We start from the raw sequence: 20696 nt of genomic DNA on the forward strand, positions 1-20696 counted from the left end.
GTGCGGCCCTGTTCAGCCCCAGTGCGGCGGCTTCTGTTCCTGCAGCCACGCGTCGTGGTCGTAGCTGCCCGGCTGGTCGCCCCAGCGCCGGGGGTCATCCTCGGCAGCCTTGTTCGGGAGAACCCCGCCGGACGCTGAGGCGTGCACCTCGGAAAGGCGGGTCTCCCGCGCGCGCCCTTCCTGCCCGGGGCCGGAATTCTCATCGCCGGCGTACCCGCCGTCGTGATTGTCGCCGTCGTGATTGCTGTTGTCCTGGATGTCGCCGTCCGCCGCACGCATGCCGCCGGTCTCCTCACTGCCTGCTACTGATTCCTGCTGGTGCGCGCTGTCCGGCCAGCCGGCCGCTGGCTGCCGCTGTGCTTCCGGTGCCGGGGCTGCGGGAGCAGCCGAGACCTGCACATCATTGACCGCAAGGTTTTCGACGTCGTCATCGAAGGACCCTGGCGGGGTTCGATGGCTGGCCGCGGCGGGCTTCTCCAGCCCCAGGTATCCGCCGATACGGTCGGCGCAGGCCGAGGGATCGGTGAATACCTCTATGGTCCATAGTGGCATGTAGCGCCAGCCAAGGCGCTCCAGCAGTTGCGGCCGGAGCCGGCTGCGCTCCCGGACGGACATCCGCCGGTACTGCTCCGTGCCATCGGACTCGATGGCCACAGGCCTCGGGATCTCAGCATCGTCCTGGCCGATGGTACTGAGCGGATCTGCCGCTGCCACCATGTTCAGGACACCGTCGTACTGGTGCCAGACCCGCGCGCCGCGGGCGCGGAGCCGGTCCCCCAGATCGGCCACGAGCGGGTCGGCCCCGAGTTCCTGCTCACTGGCCGCGGCCCGCGACGCGGGGCTGCCCAGATCCGAGTTGCCGGCGATTTCACGATCCAGCAGCTCGTAGAAATCCACTGCACCATAGCTCAGTCGCGTGACGTCCAGATCCTCCGGACGGAAGCAACTGAGCACGTGCAGTGACCGGCGGGCACGCGTCATAGCGAGGGCGAATTTGGCGCGCCCGCCGTCGACGGAGAGCGGACCCAGGCTGTGAAGCGCTCGACCGTGCGGAGTGCGGCCGTATCCCGGAGAGAAAATGACGTGATCGCGGACGAGGCCCTGCGCGCGTTCCAGGTCCACCACGCGGAAGGACTCATTTCCGGCCGTGAAGAAGCTGGCCAGCAGGGGGTAGTTGGGCAACTGCAACCGGATGGACTCGCCGATGCGGGCAGCATGGCGGAGGCTGCCCGTGACGACTGCCAGGGATGTCCGGGGCCGGAGCCTTGCGTGTTCGAAGACGAGCTCAACGGCGCGGTTCACTTCGGCGACAACAGACTCAACGCCGTCCTGGTCCGCGCTGGGCAGCCCGGTGCCGTCGGGCAAATATTCCACCGTGAGGGCACGCTCAAGGCCGGTGGCCGACTGGCCTTCGGGCAGGCGGCGGAGCCCGCCGTCGTAGAAGCCCTTGCTGAGCTGGCGGACGAGATCCTCGTCGACGGCACGATAGACGGTCCGCAGGCTCCATACGGGGAGCACGGCTGAGAGGGCCCTGTAGGCGCTCCCGACGCTCTGGGAGGAGGTCTCCCCCGCTGCGAGCCGCTCGACACCGACCGTGAATGTCCGGGGGCTGGCAATCCTGTCATCGCCGAAGGCAATGACCTGTTTCGCGCGGGCGATTGCCGGCAGGACAGCCTGCAGCGACGTCGCCTCGGCATCCAGGATCACGACGGCGTCAAATTTCTGTTCGACCGGCAAGAGACCCGTCATGAGGTACGGACTGACCGACCACACGGGTACCAGCATCGGCAGGAGTTCGGGCGCTTGGGCCGTCAATGCGGATAAGGTCACCCGGCCGTCCTTCAAGAGGCTGCGCAGCAGGTCGGCCTGGCGCGGGTGCTCCTTGATGGCCGCGCGCCAGCGTTCGGCAAGGTGCCAGCGCAGGCGCGCAGCACCGCTGGCAATGTGGGCGTTGTCCGCGAGGCGGTACTCCGCTTCCAGCTGGCGCAGGGCATCGCCGTCGGACATGGCAAGGTAATCGTCCCCGCTGATCATGGCTTCCAGCGCCGACTGCCACCAGGCCAGGTCCAGTTCGGCCGCCACGGACCCGGCCGGCACTTCGCGCTCGGCGAGGTCCGCGAGCAGCTCGCCGAGGCCGTGCTCGCGCATGTTCTCGACGAGCAGGGTCCGCTCCGGCAGGGTTTCGAGGGTCGCCGTGTCGGCAACAAGCCGTTCCAGGCGTGCCATCAGCTCTTCGTAGGGCGTCCCGTGGAGGTCACCGCCGTCGGCGGTGTACTTGACGGCCTGCCCCAGCTCCGCCAGTTCGGACTCCAGCTCGCGGTAGAGCGCGGTGATTTCGGCCAGGCCAGAGGGCACAGCAGGGTGTCGCTGGGTCGTCGCGTAGCCGGACCAGGTGGCCCGCTGCTCCTGGACGAGGACGAGCGAACTGTGCAGATCGGCGATGTGGACGCCGGGCCGGACGTATTCCTTGGCCACGCGGCGCAGCCTGGAGCGCTGCATGGACGGCATTTCGATATTCCGCTCGCGCCGCCAGGCGGAGGACGCCGTGGCGGAGATGAGGTCGTGGACCGGCCGGTCAAAAATGTCGGGGGTGAACTTGTCGAGGCTTTCGCGGACCGCGACGAGGAGTTCGATCTGGTCGCCCCACTCGGCAAAGGTGTCACCGAGGCGGATTTCGGCGTGGTCGGCTACACCGTCCATGCGTTCGCGCAGCAGCGGAAGCTTCTCGGCCACGGACCGGGCCACCTGCTGGGCCTCCTGCGTTTCCTTCCGGGTCAGCAGCCTTGCCCCGTGCCACGGGCTGGTTGTGGAGGCCCGGCTGAAACTTCCCAGTTCGGCTGCCCGGCGGAGCCTGCCGGCCAGTTCCTCGCGGTCCCGGATACTGTCCAGGACGCTGCGCTTGAGCCGGACCGTCGTGGCCGGCGCAGGATGGATGGAGGTCAGTTCGGCGAGCGACTGCATGGCCTCGTACGGGGAGCATCCCCAGCGCTGCCGGACGTTGTGCAGCGATGCGACGTGGTCCATTAGCGCGTGGCGGTGCCCGGTCAGGGTGCTGTGCAGGTTCTCCAGCTGGGGCTGCAGCGACTTTTCGTTGCGCACGATTGCGCGGACCAGCTGTCCTTTCAGCTGCAGCGGACTCGCGCTGCCCATGAGCTGGAACAGGACGGAATCGAGTCCGAGGACATCCAGCTGGGAGGAGATCTCGCCGAGGCTGGCGCGCCGGTCGCCCACGACCAGCACGGTCCTGCCCTCATCCACGAGGGCACCGATGGTGTTGATGGCTGTCTGTGTCTGGCCCGTCCCCGGCGGGCTGCTGACGACGAGCGAGTCCCCGGCCCGGACGGCGTCCACGACGTACTGCTGGTCTGTGTCGGCGTCGAGCAGCAACAGCTCATCCGCCGGGTCCCGTTCATCGGTGCTGGTGAAGCGGCCAGCCTTCAGCTCGGGGACTTCGACGGGCTCCCCGGACGCGGCACGGCCGAGCGCCATCACGACGGCGTTGTTCTGGTTGATCCACGGGTCGTCGAGATTGCCGGACAGGTCCGCGAAGGTCGACACGAGGAGATTGTGTTCGACCTCGGCGCCGTGGATCGGCTGGACCAGCGTGCTGAGGCGGTCCAGGACCGGCTGGGGGTCGTAGCGGGCGGTGCTGTACGCCATCCGTGTCACGGCGTTGACGTCGAAAACAATCCCATGGACGGACTTCAGGTGCCGTATCAGGGCCGGGTTGATCTGTGCCTGTTCGGTCAGTTGCAGTTCGTAGTCGTCCTCGCCGGGGCGGACTGTGAGGGAGATGGCGGTGAGCATGACCGGGGCCGAGACCCGCTGCGGCTTGCCCCCGACGGCGGACGTCCAGACGACGGTGCCGGCCGAGAAGTACCCTGCGTCAATTCCGCGGTCGTTTGCGAGCTCGAAGATCTTGGAGCGCAGGTTGCGCGAGGCCCGGGCCGCGACGACATACTGCTGGCGGTCACGGATGAGGGTGGACAGACGGGTGCGCCGGCCTGCCATCAGCTGGGCGAGACCGGACGGATGCGCGTGGGTCAGGTCAATGGAACCTTCAGGCGTCTTGGTGAAGCGCAGCATCGTATCTGCTCCAGTGACGGGTTTAAGCCCCGACAGCCATTTCCTGAGCTCCTCGGAGCCCTCGGGGTGGCCTTGACCAACTGACACTGCTGCCTTCTTTTCTGTGCTCGCGGTTTCTTTGCGCGCGCTTTCTTTGCTCGCGCGGGACGCCTTGGACCATACCGGCATGCTTTCGAGGGTAGCCCGAATCCGCCGCCCGTGACGGGCCGCAACACTGGCGCGGCCGAAATTCAACCCGGATTGCCAGGAACGAAATGAAATGGCCGGCCTCGCAAGGAGGCCGGCCATTCACAGCGCTATTCCCATTCGATGGTTCCCGGCGGCTTGCTGGTCACGTCCAGCACCACGCGGTTGACGCCGTCCACCTCGTTGGTGATCCGGTTGGAGATCCGGGCCAGCAGATCGTACGGCAGCCGTGACCAGTCGGCGGTCATGGCGTCCTCGGACGAGACCGGACGCAGCACGATCGGGTGGCCGTAGGTGCGGCCGTCGCCCTGGACGCCGACGCTGCGCACGTCCGCCAGCAGCACGACGGGCATCTGCCAGACCTCGTTGTCGAGGCCTGCCGCGGTCAGCTCCGCGCGGGCGATGGCGTCGGCCTTGCGGAGCAGGTCCAGCCGCTCCTTCGTGACTTCGCCGACGATCCGGATGCCGAGGCCCGGGCCCGGGAAGGGCTGCCGGCCGACGATTTCCTGGGGCAGCCCGAGCTGGGCGCCCACGGCGCGGACCTCGTCCTTGAACAAGGCGCGCAGCGGTTCGACGAGTTCGAACTGCAGGTCTTCCGGCAGGCCGCCCACGTTGTGGTGGCTCTTGATATTCGCAGCTCCCTCGCCACCGCCGGATTCGACGACGTCGGGGTACAGGGTGCCCTGGACCAGGAACTTGATCTTCTCGCCATGCGCGGCAGCCTCGGCGATGATCGCGAGCTCGGCTTCCTCGAAGGCGCGGATGAACTCCCGGCCGATGATCTTGCGCTTGGTCTCGGGGTCGCTGACGCCGGCCAGCGCGCTCTGGAAGCGCTCCTGCTCGTTGGCGACGTAGAGCTTGACGCCGGTGGCCGCCACGAAGTCGCGCTCCACCTGCTCGGCTTCGCCTTCACGCAACAGTCCGTGGTCGACGAAGACACAGGTCAGCTGGTCGCCGACTGCGCGCTGGACCAGGGCGGCGGCGACGGCGGAGTCGACGCCGCCGGACAGACCGCAGATCACCCGCGCGTCGCCGATCTGTTCGCGGATCCGGTCAACCTGCTCCTCGAGGATGTTCCCTGCAGTCCAGTTCGGTTCGAGCTTGGCGCCCTTGAACAAGAAGTTCTCCAGGACCTGCTGGCCGTAGGCCGAGTGCTTCACCTCGGGGTGCCACTGCACTCCGTAGAGGCACTTCTCCTCGTTGGCGAAAGCTGCCACCTCGGCGCCTGCCGTCGTCGCTAGCACCTCAAAGCCGGCGGGGGCTTCATGGACGGAGTCGCCGTGGCTCATCCAGGTGCTCTGGTGCTGGGGCATGCCTGCGAGGATGGAGCGGCCCTCGCCGATCGTGGTGGTCTCGGTGGCGCCGTACTCGCGGAGCCCGGTCTGGGCCACCTTGCCGCCAAGGGCGTTGGCCATGGCCTGGAAGCCGTAGCAGATTCCAAAGACCGGGATGCCTGCTTCGAAGAGATCGGCACCCACGCTCGGGGCGCCGTCGGCGTATACGCTGGCGGGGCCGCCGGAGAGAATGATGGCGGCCGGGTTCTTGGCCAGCAGCTGCTCGGTGCTGTACGTGTGCGGAACCACTTCCGAATACACGTTCGCTTCCCGGACGCGGCGGGCAATCAGCTGCGCGTACTGGGCACCGTAGTCAACAACCAGCACCGGCTTGTGGGACGTCTGGGATGCAGAGGGAGTAGTCACCGTACCAGCCTACTTTGCGCCGCTACCCGCCCGCACATTGAGAAGCCGGCCCGGGCCCGGAATCAAGCGCCGGGTAAGGGAACTCACACCGCCTCGGGCGGACGACGGCGGGCCGCCGTCGTCGTCCGCCGTTCAGTAGCGCTGGGGCGCCTGCGGGTTGGACGCCAGCTCAGCCTCGACCTCGGCGTGGAACTTCTTCTCCACGAAGAACGACAGGAACGGCACAACGCCACCCAGTGCCAGGACGACGAGCTTGCTGAACGGCCAGCGCATGAGGGACCACAAACGGAAGTTCGAGACGAGGTACACGACATACATCCAGCCGTGCACAATCAGGATCGTGACGGACAGGTTCATTCCGCCGATGACCCCTGCAGGATCGGCGTCGGCGAATCCGAAACCGAAAGGCTGCCCTGTCACGGCGTTGGTGCCGCCAGCGAAGAGATACTGGCCGAAGCCGTACCGGACGATCAGTTCGGTGCACAGCAGGAGCAGCATCGAGCCGGTCAGGTAGGCGAGGACCTTGTAGAACTTCAGGGCGGAACGGATTTGGGCCTCGGTGCCGCCGAAGCGGCGCTTCTTGCCGGCGGCCGTCCCGGTTCCGTTGGGGGACTGCGGCTGGACGGCTGGCTGGGGCTCGATCATGATTGCACTCTCGGGTCGGTGGGATGCGTTTGCGTGGCGTGCGGTTGGCCTGGATCCGGTCCGCGTGGCGGCGGGGGGCCTCCGGCGGCAGTCTGCCTGGCCTGCTCTTCGTCCAGCGCGTCCTCCAGGCCGCGGCGGTAGTCGTCTTTCACGAGGCGCCACCAGATGAACAGCGCGAAGCCGGCGAAGACCACCCATTCCACGGAATAGAAGAGGTTCAGCCAGTTGATCTGCTGGGCAGCCGGCTGGGGGCCGATCCGAAGCGGCTTGATGGGGCCGGCCGATGCTTCTGCCCCGACGTCGGTTCCGCCGGAAACCTCGGTTTTCGCCGCGACAAAGCCGGGGTAGCTGCTCACGTCCCAGACGTTGATGAGTTCCGCCACGGAGACGGCACTTGCACGGCCGGGGCCGGTGTCGGTGTTCGACAACGGGGATTCGGACGGCAGGAGCCGTCCGGTGAGTTCAATGGTGCCCGACGGCGGTGCTGCGGCGTCCGCTGGATCCGCCACCCAGCCGCGGGCCACGGGGATCCAGGTCTGGGGCGTGGCTCCGGATCCGGTCAGGACGGGAGCGCCCTTGACGGCGAAGGCGGAGACGATCCAATAGCCTTTCGCGCCGTCCTCGAGACGGCCCGGGATAAGCACCTGCTTCTGCGGATCGTAGCTGCCCGTGGCGGAGACCATCTGGTCCGCCACCGAACCATGGAAGAAGTCCCCCGGCTGCAGGACCGCCGTGAGCGCCTTAATCTCCTCGGTCGTGGTGCTGACCGGCGCCTCCGGCTGCGTCGAGCGGCCGAACTGCCACTGGCTCAGCAGCACAAAGACCCCTGAAAGGGCGATCGCAAACACAAGGCCTGCGATCCAGCGGGGTTTGAGGGCAGTTTTCAGCACGTCTTAACCGTACTTCGTCACCGTGTAGAACCGCGAAACGGGCCCGGGGCGCCGAAGTCGACACGAAAGGGCCTGCCCCAATCCCTAGTGGTCGAAGAACACCAGGGACGAATTGATGAGTTCGGCGATCACTTCGGGGTCGTAGGCACGGCGCAGCGACTCGCGGAACGATTCCTTCGACAGCGAACGCGCCAGCGTGGCCAGCACCTCGAGGTGGTCGGAGAATGAGCTCGCCGGCGTCGCGATGAGCAGGATCACGGTGGCCGGGCCGTCCGTCGCGCCGAAGTCCAGTGCCCTGCCGTACTTTGTGATGCCCACCGCGATGGTCGTCTGCGAGACGAGCTCGCTGCGGGCGTGGGGCAGGCCGACGCCGCCGGGCAGGCCTGTCGCCAGCTGGTGCTCGCGGGCGTTGACCTGCTTGAGGAAGCGCTCGAGGTCGGAAATGCGGCCGGCAGCGTACATCCGCTCCGCGAGCTGCGACGTGGCGTCCAGCTTGTCGGTGGCATCCAGTTCGAGGATCACCATCTCGGGAGTGGTGAGCTCGGCGTCATAGCGGTCCAGTGGTTCCGCCAAGAGGTGTCCCTTCGAAGTGGCGTCAGTGCACGCCGTCCGGCAGTCCAGTGACTAGCGTCTATGTTCAGCACTGCCGGCCGGCGCTGACGGTCAGCGTAAGGGGACGATGTCCTCCACGCCCATCCGTGCTGCGTCGGCGGACTCATCGTCCGGCTGCTGCTGGCTTAGGCGCTCGGCGTCGACCCGGGCCAGGTAGTGCTTGATTTCGCTCCCGCGCTGCGCATCGCTCCAGCCGAGAACATCCCCCATTAGTTTAGCGACTACCGGAGCGGCCGACACACCACGGTCCCACGCCTCGATCGAGATCCGGGTTCGGCGCGTCAGCACGTCCTGCACATGGCGGGCGCCTTCATGCGTGGCCGCGTACACGGCCTCGGCCCCCAGGTAGTCATCGGCCCCCGGCAACGGCTCCGCGAGTTCCGGGCTGCCGGCAATGAGCGCCAGCACCTCGGGGGCCATGGCGCCGTAGCGGTTGAGCAGGTGCTCGATCCGGGCCACGTGGACGCCGGTCTCTTCCGCCATCCGGTTCCGCTTGTTCCAGGCGGCCTTGAAGCCGCTGGCCCCCAGCAGCGGAATGGATTCGGTGCAGCTGGGCGGGACGCGTTCGTCCATGCTGCGGGTGGCCTCGTCCACAGCGTCCTTGGCCATGACACGGTAGGTCGTCCATTTGCCGCCCGCCACCACCACGAGCCCCGGTACGGGGTGGGCCACCACGTGCTCGCGGGAGAGCTTGGCAGTCGAATCGCTTTCCCCGGCGAGGAGCGGACGCAGCCCGGCATAGACGCCTTCGACGTCTTCGCGGGTGAGCGGGCGCTTGAGGACGTGGTTGACGTGTTCGAGGATGTAGTCGATGTCCTTGCTGGACGCGGCGGGATGGGCCTTGTCGAGGTGCCAGTCGGTATCCGTGGTTCCGATGATCCAGTGCCGGCCCCATGGGATCACGAACAGCACGGACTTCTCTGTCCGCAGGATCAGCCCGACGGTCGACTGGACGCGGTCACGGGGCACCACCAGGTGGATGCCCTTGGACGCGCGCACCTTGAGCTGGCCGCGATCGGTCACCATAGCCTGGGTCTCATCGGTCCAGACACCCGTTGCGTTGATGACCTGCTTGGCCCGGATACTGAAACTGGAGCCGTCCTCGTGGTTGACCACCTTGGCCCCGACGACGCGTTCGCCTTCCCGGAGGAAGGCAACGACTGACATCTGGTTCACGGCGTGGGCGCCGTAGAACGCCGCCGTGCGGACGAGGTTCGCCACGTACTTGGCGTCGTCGACCTGGCCGTCGTAGTACCTGATCGACCCCACGAAGGCATCGTCCTTCAGGCTCGGCGCGGCGCGCAGGGTCCCGCGCCGGCTCAGGTGCTTGTGGAACGGCACGCCGCGGCTGTGCCCGCCGGTGATCGACATGGCGTCATACAAGGCGATCCCGGCGCCGACGTACGGCCGCTCCAGGAAGGGTTTAGTCAGCGGGTACAGGAACGGGACTGGCCGGGCAAGGTGCGGGGCAAGCACCGACAGAATGAGTCCGCGCTCGTGCAGGGCCTCCTTGACGAGGGCGAAGTCAAGCATCTCCAGGTAACGAAGGCCGCCGTGAATGAGTTTGGAGGACCGCGACGACGTTCCGGCGGCCCAGTCGTTGGCCTCGACGATGCCCACGCTCAACCCGCGCGTGATGGCGTCCAGGGCGGCGCCGGTTCCGACGATGCCCCCGCCCACGATCAGGATGTCGAGTTCCTTGCCCGGGTCCGTGGTGCCTTTCAGAACAGCGATTGAAGCTTCGCGCTCCGCGGGCCCCAGGGCACCACTGGCCACGGGAGAACCGCCGGGAAAACTGTTCATGTCACGCCTCCATCCGGATCAAACCTCGTAGGGCACCAGACTACTTCCAAGTCCCCCGGATGGGCAGGGGTGTATCAGTTGCCGGCGTAGGGAGAGACGACGACGTCGACCCGCTGGAATTCCTTCAGATCCGAGTAGCCGGTGGTGGCCATCGAACGGCGCAGCGCACCGATCAGGTTGGAGGTGCCGTTGGTGTGGTGGCCCGGGCCGAACAGAACCTCCTCCAGCGGGCCGACCGTGCCGACGTTGGCCCTGTCGCCGCGGGGAAGTTCGAGGTGGTGCGCTTCCTGTCCCCAGTGCCAGCCCTTGCCGGGCGCTTCCTCGGCACGGGCAAGGGCGCTGCCCAGCATGACGGCGTCGGCGCCCATGGCGATGGCCTTGACGATGTCGCCGGAGGATCCCATCCCGCCGTCGGCGATTACGTGCACGTACCGGCCGCCGGACTCGTCCATGTAGTCGCGCCTGGCCGCGGCCACGTCGGAGATGGCGGAGGCCATCGGCGAGTGGATGCCGAGGGCACGGCGCGTGGTGCTGGTGGCGCCGCCGCCGAAGCCGACCAGGACGCCGGCCGCGCCGGTGCGCATGAGGTGGAGTGCCGGGGTGTAGCCGGCGGCGCCGCCGACAATCACGGGGACGTCGAGTTCGTAGATGAACTGCTTGAGGTTCAGCGGCTCATGGTCCTTGGAGACGTGCTCGGCCGAGACCGTGGTTCCGCGGATCACGAAGATATCGACGCCGGCCGCCACCACGGTCTTGTAGTGCTCCTGGGTCCGCTGCGGGGTCAGGGAGCCGGCGACGGTGACGCCGGCGGCGCGGATCTCGGCCAGGCGGGAGGTGATCAGCTCCGGCTGGATAGGCGCCTGGTACAGCTCCTGCATCCGGCGGGTCACGGCGGGGCTGTTGGTCTCGTCGGCCAGGGCCGCGATCTCATCGAGCACGGACTGCGGGTCCTCGTAGCGGGTCCAGAGGCCTTCGAGGTCGAGCACTCCGAGTCCGCCGAGGCGGCCCAGGGCGATGACGGTCTCCGGCGACATGGCCGAATCCATCGGTGCCGCGATGACGGGCATGTCGAACTTGTAGGCGTCGATCTGCCAGGAGACGGATACGTCCTTGGGGTCACGTGTGCGTCGGTTGGGGACGATCGCAATGTCATCCAGGGAGTAGGCACGACGCCCACGCTTGCCGCGGCCAATCTCAATCTCGTAAGTCACTGCTCTAGGTTATCCCAGCTGACGGACCTGCCGGGGGTGGGCCGCCGCCGGCACCGCCGCGGCGGACCGGCGCGGCGGTCATCAGTAGAGTGGCGGCATGGACCAACGATGGATCTTCGACGGCCACATCGCCGGGATCGGCACCGAATCCGGCCTGCGCGCAGTGGTGGGCCTCTGGCAGCTTTCCCCGTTCGGGCCATTCGCCGACGCCATGCTGCAGCTGCCCTCCGGCCACCGGATCCTGCTCGCCCCGACGGCGGAAATCGCCGGGTTCATCGCGGACGTCTACACCTTTGACGAGGCCCGGGTCGTGGGCGTCACGGCGTCACGCAACGCGAACGAGCTCAGGGTGGACGCCGGCCCGCTCCGGATCCGGGCCGACGTCGGCGTGCGGACCCGGCTGGGCAACATCGTGCGGCTGGTCCCCCGGCCGGTGGCCGTGCATCCGCAGTGGCTGCGGGCCATCAGCCCGATCGCTGCACTCCTCAGCCCCGGGGCGCGAACAGCCGGCACCGCCAAGGGCGGCCGGCAGGAATATTACGGTGTGACCGACCTGCACCGCATTACCGCTGCCACGGTCAGTTGGGACGGCGCCGACGCCGGGCCCCTGGCCGCCGTTCGGCCCGCCGTCGGGTTCGGCTTCAGCAGCGTGCCGCCGGAGCCCACGCTGTCGCGGGTACGCACGACCGTGGTTGAGTCGACTGCCGGCGGGCCGGCTCCGGCATAACCGGCCTCCTCAAATCCCTTCGGCCTCGTCCACGGCGAGCTGGGACTCGAACATCCGGAAGTAGCGGCCGCGCAGGGCCACGAGTTCCCTATGGGTGCCCTGTTCCACGATCCGTCCGTCTTCCAGCATGTAGACAATGTCCGCCTTCTCGATCGTGGCCAGCCGGTGGCTGATGGCGATGAGGGTGCTGCTGCGGTCGGCGAAGAGCCGGGTGAAGATCCGGTGCTCGGCGAGGGCGTCGATGGCCGAGGTTGGCTCGTCCATGACCATGAACGAGGCGTTCCGGTAGAAGTTGCGGGCCATCGCGAGCCGCTGCCACTGGCCGCCGGAGAGCCCGCTCCCCTTCCGTCCGCGCGGATCCTCCATCCAGTTGCTGACGTGGTTGTCCAGGCCATTGGGCAGCTTGTTGATGAACTCGAGGGCTTCGGCGTCAGCAGCGGCGCGACGGATCCTGGCGTCGTTGTGCGGCGCGTCGACGTCGCCGAAGATGATGTTCTCGGCGGCAGTGGCGAACTCGTACTTGAGGAACTCCTGGCTGAGCACCGCCAGATGGCGGTGCCAGGACGTGACGTCGACGGCGGCGAGGTCGACGCCGTCGAGTAGCACCTGCCCTGAGTCCGGCCGGTAGAGCCCGGCGAGGATCCGGATGAGGGTGGACTTGCCGGCGCCGTTCTCGCCCACGATGGCGATGTGCTGGCCTTCGTGGATGGTCATGGAGATGCCCCTGATGACTTCCAGCTCGCTGCCCGTGTAGGTGAAGCGGATGTCCCGCAGTTCCACGGTCCGGGGCGACTGCAGCAGCGGCGGCGCGTGCTCTGCATGGACCGGCAACGCCATGAACAGTTCATAGTCTTTGAGGTTGGCGAGGTCCTCGTCGATGGAGCTGAGGGAGGAGACGAGGTTGTTGGCGGTGGACAGGGCGCGGCTGACGATCTGCTGGACGTAAAGGAACTGCCCCACCGGCTGGGCCCGGGCGATGATCTGCCCGACCACCCAGATCAGCGACACCACTTCCGCGCCGTACTGCAGGGCATCGGCCGCGAGTTGCTTGGGGATGTAGCGTTTCTGGAAGTCCAGCCGGCGCTTTTCGTCCGCGTCCCGGAGCCGGGACCGCAATCCCATCAGGTACGCGACAATCCCGTAGAGCCGCATCTCGGCGATGTGCTGGGGGCGCAGCAGGTTGGTCTCGATCATGCGCCGCTGCCGGCGGGAATCCACCTGGGTGTTCCAGTGCGCGATCTGCTCGCGGGAGAGTCTGAACTGCAGGTACACGCTGGGCACGATCGCGACCAGGACGATCACCGCGATCCACCAGCTGACCAGCAGCAGCGCCCCGATGGCGAGGAGCACCGAGACCAGCTGCGTGAAGATCGCCGCAATGCGGTCCAGGACTCGGGCATACGAGTCGGAGAACCGCTTGGCACGGTCGTAGAGGTCGATCGTTTCCTTGTCGTCGTAGCGCCAGAACTCGAGGGCCAGGAAGCGCTCGTACATGAGGTCGCCCACGATCGCGCCGACCCGGAAGCTCATGAGCTGCTGGATGTAGCGGTCCACGCTGCTGAAGGCGCCCCAGAACAGCCCCAGCGCGGCGGTGACCACCACGTAGATGATCGCCTGCTGGCCCGCTGTGGCGTTGCCTGAGAACGCCGACGCGAGCGACGTCGTGGTCAGGGACGCGTAGTAGGTGGTGACCAGGGGCAGCAGCGCCGAAATCAGCGAACCCGCAACCTTCATGACGACGGCGGCGGGTGAGGCCCGGAAGCTGACTCGCAGCACTTGCGCCACGGCCCGGGCGTAGGGCCTCAGCGCAAGCTTGCGCTTCGGCTCACGTGCGGGCAGAAGTTCGGACATGCTTCCAGCCTAGGACACAGGCCTGCCCGACTGACTCGCAGCAGGGGCCGTTACGGGGGTCCAAAACGGCCCCTGCTGCGAGTTACTTGGGTGAACCGCACTGTGCGGTTTAGCGCGAACCGTAGTTCGGTGCCTCCACCGTCATCTGGATGTCATGCGGGTGTGATTCCTTGAGCCCGGCAGGGGTGATGCGGACGAACTTGCCGCGGGCCTTGAGTTCCGGAATTGTCGGGGCCCCCGTGTAGAACATGGTTTGGCGGAGGCCGCCGACCAGCTGGTACGCCACCGAGGCCAGCGGACCACGGTAGGCCACCCGGCCTTCGATGCCTTCCGGGATGAGCTTGTCATCGCCCGAGACGTCGGCCTGGAAGTAGCGGTCCTTGGAGTAGGAGGTGTTCTTGCCGCGCGTCTGCATCGCACCGAGGGAACCCATGCCGCGGTAGAGCTTGAACTGCTTGCCGTTGACGAAGATCAGGTCGCCCGGGGACTCGTCGCAGCCGGCCAGCAGGGAACCGAGCATCACGGTGTCGGCGCCGGCAACGAGCGCCTTGCCGATGTCGCCCGAGTACTGCAGGCCGCCGTCGGCGATCAGCGGCACGCCTGCCGGGATGGCCGCTTTGGCGGACTCGTAGATCGCCGTGATCTGCGGGACACCGACGCCGGCAACGACGCGGGTGGTGCAGATCGAGCCGGGACCGACGCCGACCTTGATGCCGTCGGCACCGGCGTCGATCAGGGCCTGGGCGCCTTCGCGGGTGGCGGCCTGGCCGCCGATGATGTCCACGTGGGCGGCGACGGGATCGGACTTGAGCCGGCGGATCATGTCCAGGACCCCTTGGGAGTGGCCGTTGGCGGTGTCGACGAAGAGGGCATCCACGCCGGCGTCGATCAATGCCATGGCGCGCTCCCAGCCGTCGCCGAAGAAGCCGATGGCCGCGCCGACGCGCAACCGGCCCGCGTCGTCCTTGGTGGCGAGCGGATACTGCTCGGCCTTGGTGAAGTCCTTGGTGGTGATGAGGCCCTTGAGCCGGCCCTGCTCGTCGACGAGCGGGAGCTTCTCGATCTTGTTGGTCGCGAGCTTGTGGGAGGCTTCCTCGCGGCTGATACCGACGTGGCCCGTGACGAGCGGCATCTTGGTCATGACGTCGCTGACCAGGCGCAGGGGGAAGTCGGCCTCCGGCACGAAGCGGGTGTCGCGGTTGGTGACGATGCCCAGCAGCCTCATGCCCTCGTCCACGACCGGCAGGCCGGACACGCGGTAGTGCGAGCAGATCTCGTCGAGCTCCGCCAGCGTCGCCTCCGGGCCGATGGTCAGCGGGTTCGTGATCATGCCCGATTCGCTGCGCTTGACCCGGTCGACCTGATCGGCCTGGTCGGCGATGGAGAGGTTGCGGTGCACGACGCCGAGGCCGCCCTGGCGGGCCATGGCAATCGCCATCCGGGACTCGGTCACAGTGTCCATGGCGGCGGACAGCAGCGGCGTGTTCACCGTGATGCGCTTGGAAATCCGGGAGGAGGTGTCAGCCTCGGAGGGGATGACGTTGGTGTGCCCCGGCAGGAGCAGGACGTCGTCGTAGGTCAGGCCGATGAAGCCGAAGGGATCGTGTTCGGGCTGGGTCATGAGTGCGCCTCTTACCTTGGGTTACGGGGTTTCATGGGTAGGGGTTGCAGCAGATGACCAGCCAGTCATTACGGGTCTGGTCCGTGCAGGTTATTCGTGCACTTTCGTGCAGAAGGGTTGAGTAAATACTAGAACCTTGGCGGCGATCGCCATATTCCGCTCCGGTATTGTGAGCTATCGCATGGAGGACGGCGTCCAGTGGGCGTCATTTCCAGCCGGTGGACGCGAGCAGCCGCTGCTCAAACATCGGAATCATGGTCTGGACGTACGTCTTGGTCAGGTGGTTGTCATCCTTGTAGACGTACACGTTGCCGACGACGGCGGGGCATGTTCCCCCGGCGCAGATGAAATCGCTCATGTCCATCAGGTGCAGCCCGGGCACCTTGTCCCGGTACGCGTCCAGCGGGGAGGAACCGGCCAGGGAGTCCTGCAGCGGCACGTTGCATTGCGGTGCGGCCGGACCGTTTTTCTGGACGCATTCGGGCATGTTGATGCTAAAGCGCGGGTTGTCCCGGATGCCAACAACTTCGATGCCGGCGCCGGTGAAGTCCTTGATGCCGTCGAGGTACTGGGGCACCTCGGTTTCGTATGGCGCGTCTTTTTGTGTCAGGGAGGCCACGGTGAACACCGCGTCCGGGTGGTGGTCCAGGACGTACCGGGCGCTGGCCTTGTTGAAGGCGTTGCAGTCGGCGTCGCGTTCGGCAGACTCCCCGCCGAAGCGGCAGTTGCCCTTCAGGAGCGTGACGACTTCCCAGCCGTGGCTCCTGGCGATCGGGCCCAGGGCCGCCATGTACTGCTGGGCGTGCGAATCGCCGACGACCACGATCCGCTTCGTGACGGTGTCCGGCCTGCTGTTCTGCAGGCAGCCCTGCAGCAAGGGGTCGCTCGGGACGTTGTCCCCGGTACACAGCCCGTCGATATCCGCCCATTCGTTCTTCATCGCGGCGGGGGCTGGAATGATCTTCGCCTCCGGCGTGGGCTTGCCGGCATTTCCCGGCGCCAGAGCCGCGGCTCCCGGGGTCAGTTCCTTCGGCTGCGACGCGGCCGCGGCCTCATCGGCAAGGATCCGGCTCTGCCACACGGCGACAGGACCGGCGAGCAGGGTGCCGCAGGCAACTATCACGACGGCGGTGCGCCACGTGCGGCTTTCCGGCCAGTGCCATTCGCGCAGCGGCTTCTCCACGTAGCGGGTGGTGAGCACCGCCAACACGACGGACGCGGCCACGATGGCCAGGCCCTGCACCAGGTCCGGCGACGTGATGCCCGCCCCGGCGAGGGCCAGCACCAGCAGCGGCCAGTGCCAGAGGTAGAGCGCGTACGAGTTGTCCCCCAGGGCGACGAGCGGCTTCCACGTGAGGAAGCGGTCGACACCGAAGCGGCTGCCGCTGCGTCCCGCGACGATGATGGCCGCCGCTGCCAGCGTGGGCCACAACGCAACGAACCCGGGGAAGGAGCGGTCCACGGTCAGCAACAACCCGCACGAGAGCATGGCAGCCAGGCCCGCCCATCCCAGCAGCGCCCGGAAGGTCCTGCCGGGCCTCAGGTAGGGCAGTGCCAGGGCCAGCAGGGAGCCAAGGGCGAATTCCCAGAGCCGGGCACGGGTGTCGAAGTAGGCGACCGCCTGGTTGGTCGCCGTCTGGTCGATTGAGTACACCAGCGACGCGACGAAGATGGCTCCGAAGGCCACGGCCAGCAAGGCCCGGTAGTCCAGAATGGTCCAGCGCCGGAGCAGGCGCCGCAGCAGCGCGGCGCCGGCAAACACGAGCGGCCACAGCACGAAGACCTGCCCCTGGATGGACAGCGACCAGAAGTGCTGGAGGGGGCTGGCACCGGAATGGTCCTGCGCGTAGTAGTCCACGGCGCTGTCGGCCAGGAGCCAGTTCTGCCGGTACAGCAGGGAGGCCCAGGCCTGGTCCAGGACATCAGGCCAGCGGCTTTGCGGAAGGATGGCCCACGTGCCGACGAGGACGCCGAGGACCGCCACGACGACGGCGGGCAGGAGTCGCTTGAGCAGGTGCAGCCAGTGGCCGAAAAGCCGCAGCGGCTTGCCGCTTTCGACCTTGCGGGTGAAGCTGAGGGTCATCAGGAAGGCCGAGATCAGCAGGAATATGTCCACGCCGCCGGAGACCCGGCCAAGCCACACGTGGTAGGTGACCACCATGAGGACGGCGAGGGCGCGGAGGCCCTGCACCTCGGGGCGGTAGGTGGCTTTTCGGCTCGCCCGGGAACCGTGGTCCGCTGCGGGCAGCGCGGCTACGGTTCGCTCGTTCGACACAGAAAATCCTTCGGGCCGGTTTCCAAAACGTCAATGTTACCGAACCGTAATTTGCTTTGCCAGTCGAACGGCCGCTACGGACGCCGGCAACGGGTGCCGCCGTCGGCCTTGTCGGGGGGCGGGACCGAAGGCGGGGTGCCGCCGTCGGCCTTGTCGGGGGCGGGACCGAAGGCGGGGTGCCGCCGTCGGCCTTGGGCCGTGCGGATAGTCTGATACGAATCGGAGGAGGCCCCCCATCGTGATCGTGCAGCTGCGCATTTGTGTCCCGGATGACCTGTCCGGCGTGGTCGTTGAGAGTTGTTCCTGGGAGCTGGGAGTCGCGGAAGTGGCCCTTCACGCGGGCGCCTCGGTAATGCCGCCCGGCGACGTGATCCTGGTCCTGCTTGCGCGGGAATCGGTGGAGCGGCTGGTGGAGAAGCTGCACGTCCTCAACGTCCAGGAGCGGGGATCTATTGCGGTCAATATGCCGGAGCTGGTGCTCTCGGACCGGGCGGACCGGGCTGAGGCTGCCGCCCCGGGGGAAGGCGCAGACGCCGTGATCTGGGACGAGGTGTCGCGGCAGAGCGGCGAGGACTCACGCTTGACGTGGAGCTACCTGGCCTTCCTGGTCCTGGCCACGCAGCTGGCAGCCATCGGCATCGTCACGGACTCGACCATCGCCATCGTTGGAGCCATGGCAGTTGGCCCCGAGTTCGGTCCGCTGGCGGCCCTGGCCGTTGCACTGGTCAGGCGCCAGGCGAAGCTCGGACGCGAAGCAGCACTGGCCGTCGGCGTCGGCTTTCCCGTCGCGATGCTGGCCGCAGCCCTGACCGCGTGGTTGTCAGTCCCTCTCGGGCTCTTCCCTGCCGACGCGCTGGAGCGGGGTTCGGCGGTCGAATTCATTTACCACCCCGGCCCCTACTCCCTGATTGTGGCGGTTCTGGCCGGGACTGCGGGAATGCTGTCGGTGATCGGCCGGCGCTCCGCGGCGCTGATCGGGGTCTTCATCTCGGTGACCACCGTCCCGGCGGCCGGATACGTGGCCGTGGCGCTGGTCCTGGGCGAGTACCAAAAGGCCGCGGGCTCGGCACTCCAGCTGTTCCTGAACCTGCTGGGAATCGTGGTGTCCGCTGTTGCGGTGCTGCTCTTCTACCGGCTCGTCACAAAACGCCTCCCTCGGGACGCCGCCTTGCGGCTGCGGCAGAAGGCTGCACGCACGCGGCGCTGACCCCGGCCCGGCCGGTAGCGGCCGGCACCGGCCCCAACCCCGAACATTTATGGCCAGCCCGTCGTGGGGGACCACAGCTCCCCCATTGAGCCACGCAAAGCTTTGAGTTTCCGGGGAATGCGGCGCGCAGAGGGATCCCCCTCCGGCAGAATCCCGGCACACGCGCGGCACACAAAAGGGACGCCCCGGCGAGACGAACTGCTTCCCAAAGGTTGGAGCAATTCAGATGCCGGGACGTCCCCTGCGCTGGGCCGAACTTAGTGCTTGTGGCCCGCGTGCTCGTCCTCGTCAGCCGGCTTCTCCACCACGAGCGTTTCCGTGGTAAGAACCAATGCCGCGATGGAGGCAGCGTTGCGGAGGGCCGCACGCGTCACCTTCACGGGGTCGATCACGCCGGCCGCGATGAGGTCCTCGTAGACGCCGGACTTGGCGTTGAAGCCCTGGTTCACGGCGGACTCGGCGACCTTGGCAACGACGACGTAGCCGTCGAAACCGGCGTTCTGGGCGATCCAGCGCAGCGGCTGGGTCAACGCACGGCGGACGATGCCGACGGCAGCAGCCGCGTCACCTTCGAGGGCCTGAACCGCCGGATCCTCGTCGAGGGCCTTCAGAGCGTGGATGAGGGCGGAACCGCCGCCGGCCACGATGCCTTCTTCGAGGGCCGCACGGGTTGAGGACACGGCGTCCTCGATGCGGTGCTTCTTTTCCTTGAGTTCGACCTCGGTGGCAGCGCCGACCTTGATCACGCCGATGCCGCCGGCCAGCTTGGCCAGGCGTTCCTGCAGCTTTTCCTTGTCCCAGTCCGAGTCGGTGCGGGTCAGCTCGGCGCGCAGCTGCGCAACCCGGGCTGCGACGTCCTCGGCAGAACCGGCGCCGTCGACGATGGTGGTGTTGTCCTTCGTGACGGTGATGCGCCGGGCGGTACCCAGCACCTCAAGGCCGACCGTGTCCAGGCTCAGGCCCAGTTCCGGAGAGACAACCTGCGCACCGGTGAGGGTCGCGATGTCCTGCAGCATTGCCTTGCGGCGGTCACCGAAGCCCGGCGCCTTGACGGCAACGACGTTCAGGGTGCCGCGGATGCGGTTGACGATCAGTGTGGACAGGGCCTCGCCCTCGACGTCCTCGGCAATGATGAAGAGCGGCTTGGAGCTCTGCAGCGCTTTCTCCAGCAGCGGCAGGAAATCCTGCACAGAGGAGATCTTGCCCTGGTTGATCAGGATCAGGGCGTCTTCGAGTACTGCTTCCTGGCGTTCCGCGTCGGTGACGAAGTACGGGGACAGGTAGCCCTTGTCGAACTGCATGCCCTCGGTGAGAACCAGTTCGGTCTGCGTGGTGGAGGACTCCTCGATGGTGATCACACCATCCTTGCCTACCTTGCCGAAGGCTTCGGCCAGGAGCTCGCCGACCTCGTCGCTCTGCGCGGAGATGGAGGCCACGTTGGCAACCTGCGTGCCTTCAACCGGGCGGGCGTTTTCGAGCAGTCGGGCGGCGACGGCCTCGACGGAGACTTCGATGCCACGCTTGATCTCGCCCGGGGCGGCGCCAGCCGCAACGTTGCGCAGGCCTTCCTTGACCAGTGCCTGAGCCAGCACCGTGGCGGTCGTGGTGCCGTCGCCGGCAACATCGTTGGTCTTGGTGGCGACCTCCTTGGCCAGCTGTGCGCCAAGGTTCTCGTACGGGTCGTCCAGTTCGATTTCACGGGCGATGGTCACACCATCGTTGGTGATCGTGGGGGCGCCCCACTTCTTGTCCAGCACGACGTTGCGGCCGCGCGGGCCCAGCGTCACCTTGACCGTGTTGGCGAGCTTATCGATGCCGGCTTCAAGCGACCGGCGGGCAGCGTCGTTAAACGCGAGCTGCTTTGCCATGGTTTTGTCCTTTC

Annotated in this window: 13 protein-coding genes; 2 read left to right on the top strand and 11 right to left on the bottom strand. The window is 67.2% G+C overall.

The window, feature by feature from the left end; all coding sequences use genetic code 11:
• Positions 1-12 precede the first annotated feature (12 nt).
• From AC1DCZ_RS04410 to AC1DCZ_RS04440, 7 genes are all read right to left on the bottom strand, one after another.
• Positions 13-4173, bottom strand: coding sequence for an AAA family ATPase (locus AC1DCZ_RS04410; protein ID WP_476973539.1), 4161 nt, complete (start codon positions 4171-4173; stop codon positions 13-15).
• A gap of 209 nt (positions 4174-4382) precedes the next feature.
• On the bottom strand, positions 4383-5972 hold the full coding sequence (gene guaA / locus AC1DCZ_RS04415) for a glutamine-hydrolyzing GMP synthase (RefSeq protein WP_476973540.1): 1590 nt from the start codon (positions 5970-5972) through the stop codon (positions 4383-4385).
• A 132-nt stretch (positions 5973-6104) separates the two neighbouring features.
• Positions 6105-6617, bottom strand: a complete 513-nt coding sequence (locus tag AC1DCZ_RS04420) for a DUF3817 domain-containing protein (protein WP_476894091.1) — start codon at positions 6615-6617, stop codon at positions 6105-6107.
• Entirely contained in the window at positions 6614-7507 is an 894-nt protein-coding gene (locus AC1DCZ_RS04425; RefSeq protein WP_476973541.1) for an SURF1 family protein, read from the bottom strand. The genes AC1DCZ_RS04420 and AC1DCZ_RS04425 overlap by 4 nt, the downstream gene beginning before the upstream one ends.
• An 84-nt stretch (positions 7508-7591) precedes the next feature.
• Complete coding sequence (locus tag AC1DCZ_RS04430; RefSeq protein ID WP_476973542.1) at positions 7592-8080, bottom strand: PTS sugar transporter subunit IIA; 489 nt, start codon at positions 8078-8080, stop codon at positions 7592-7594.
• Between the two features lie 90 nt (positions 8081-8170).
• Complete coding sequence (locus tag AC1DCZ_RS04435; RefSeq protein WP_476973543.1) at positions 8171-9922, bottom strand: glycerol-3-phosphate dehydrogenase/oxidase; 1752 nt, start codon at positions 9920-9922, stop codon at positions 8171-8173.
• Positions 9923-9996: 74 nt separating this feature from the next.
• Positions 9997-11133: a GuaB3 family IMP dehydrogenase-related protein gene (locus AC1DCZ_RS04440; protein WP_476973544.1), complete on the bottom strand. Its 1137-nt coding sequence runs from the start codon at positions 11131-11133 to the stop codon at positions 9997-9999.
• Between the two features lie 97 nt (positions 11134-11230).
• Here AC1DCZ_RS04440 and AC1DCZ_RS04445 point away from each other — a divergent pair, with 97 nt between their 5' ends.
• Complete coding sequence (locus AC1DCZ_RS04445) at positions 11231-11860, top strand: hypothetical protein (protein WP_476973545.1); 630 nt, start codon at positions 11231-11233, stop codon at positions 11858-11860.
• A gap of 9 nt (positions 11861-11869) precedes the next feature.
• On the opposite strand, the gene AC1DCZ_RS04450 is transcribed toward AC1DCZ_RS04445, so the two are convergent.
• The 3 genes from AC1DCZ_RS04450 to AC1DCZ_RS04460 all read right to left on the bottom strand — a co-directional run bounded on the left by AC1DCZ_RS04450 (position 11870) and on the right by AC1DCZ_RS04460 (position 17607).
• Entirely contained in the window at positions 11870-13711 is a 1842-nt protein-coding gene (locus tag AC1DCZ_RS04450; RefSeq protein WP_476973546.1) for an ABC transporter ATP-binding protein, read from the bottom strand.
• 109 nt (positions 13712-13820) lie between these two features.
• Positions 13821-15332, bottom strand: coding sequence for an IMP dehydrogenase (guaB, locus tag AC1DCZ_RS04455; protein ID WP_476973547.1), 1512 nt, complete (start codon positions 15330-15332; stop codon positions 13821-13823).
• 205 nt (positions 15333-15537) lie between these two features.
• Complete coding sequence (locus tag AC1DCZ_RS04460) at positions 15538-17607, bottom strand: acyltransferase family protein (protein WP_476973548.1); 2070 nt, start codon at positions 17605-17607, stop codon at positions 15538-15540.
• 238 nt (positions 17608-17845) lie between these two features.
• Between AC1DCZ_RS04460 and AC1DCZ_RS04465 the strand changes: the two genes are divergently transcribed.
• On the top strand, positions 17846-18814 hold the full coding sequence (locus tag AC1DCZ_RS04465; protein ID WP_476973549.1) for a DUF389 domain-containing protein: 969 nt from the start codon (positions 17846-17848) through the stop codon (positions 18812-18814).
• 257 nt (positions 18815-19071) lie between these two features.
• Here AC1DCZ_RS04465 and groL read toward each other — a convergent pair whose 3' ends face one another.
• Positions 19072-20682 carry a chaperonin GroEL gene (gene groL / locus AC1DCZ_RS04470; protein ID WP_476894081.1) on the bottom strand — a complete coding sequence of 537 codons (1611 nt, stop codon included), beginning with the start codon at positions 20680-20682 and terminating at the stop codon, positions 19072-19074.
• Between the last annotated feature and the right edge of the window lie 14 nt (positions 20683-20696).

Source organism: Arthrobacter sp. 10N418 (assembly GCF_056394725.1).

Coding starts and splice junctions, on each gene's coding strand:
- AC1DCZ_RS04420 (WP_476894091.1), bottom strand. CDS start 6,617: ATGATCGAGCCCCAGCCAGCCGTCCAGCCGCAGTCCCCCAACGGAACC.
- AC1DCZ_RS04435 (WP_476973543.1), bottom strand. CDS start 9,922: ATGAACAGTTTTCCCGGCGGTTCTCCCGTGGCCAGTGGTGCCCTGGGG.
- AC1DCZ_RS04445 (WP_476973545.1), top strand. CDS start 11,231: ATGGACCAACGATGGATCTTCGACGGCCACATCGCCGGGATCGGCACC.
- AC1DCZ_RS04450 (WP_476973546.1), bottom strand. CDS start 13,711: ATGTCCGAACTTCTGCCCGCACGTGAGCCGAAGCGCAAGCTTGCGCTG.
- guaB (WP_476973547.1), bottom strand. CDS start 15,332: ATGACCCAGCCCGAACACGATCCCTTCGGCTTCATCGGCCTGACCTAC.
- groL (WP_476894081.1), bottom strand. CDS start 20,682: ATGGCAAAGCAGCTCGCGTTTAACGACGCTGCCCGCCGGTCGCTTGAA.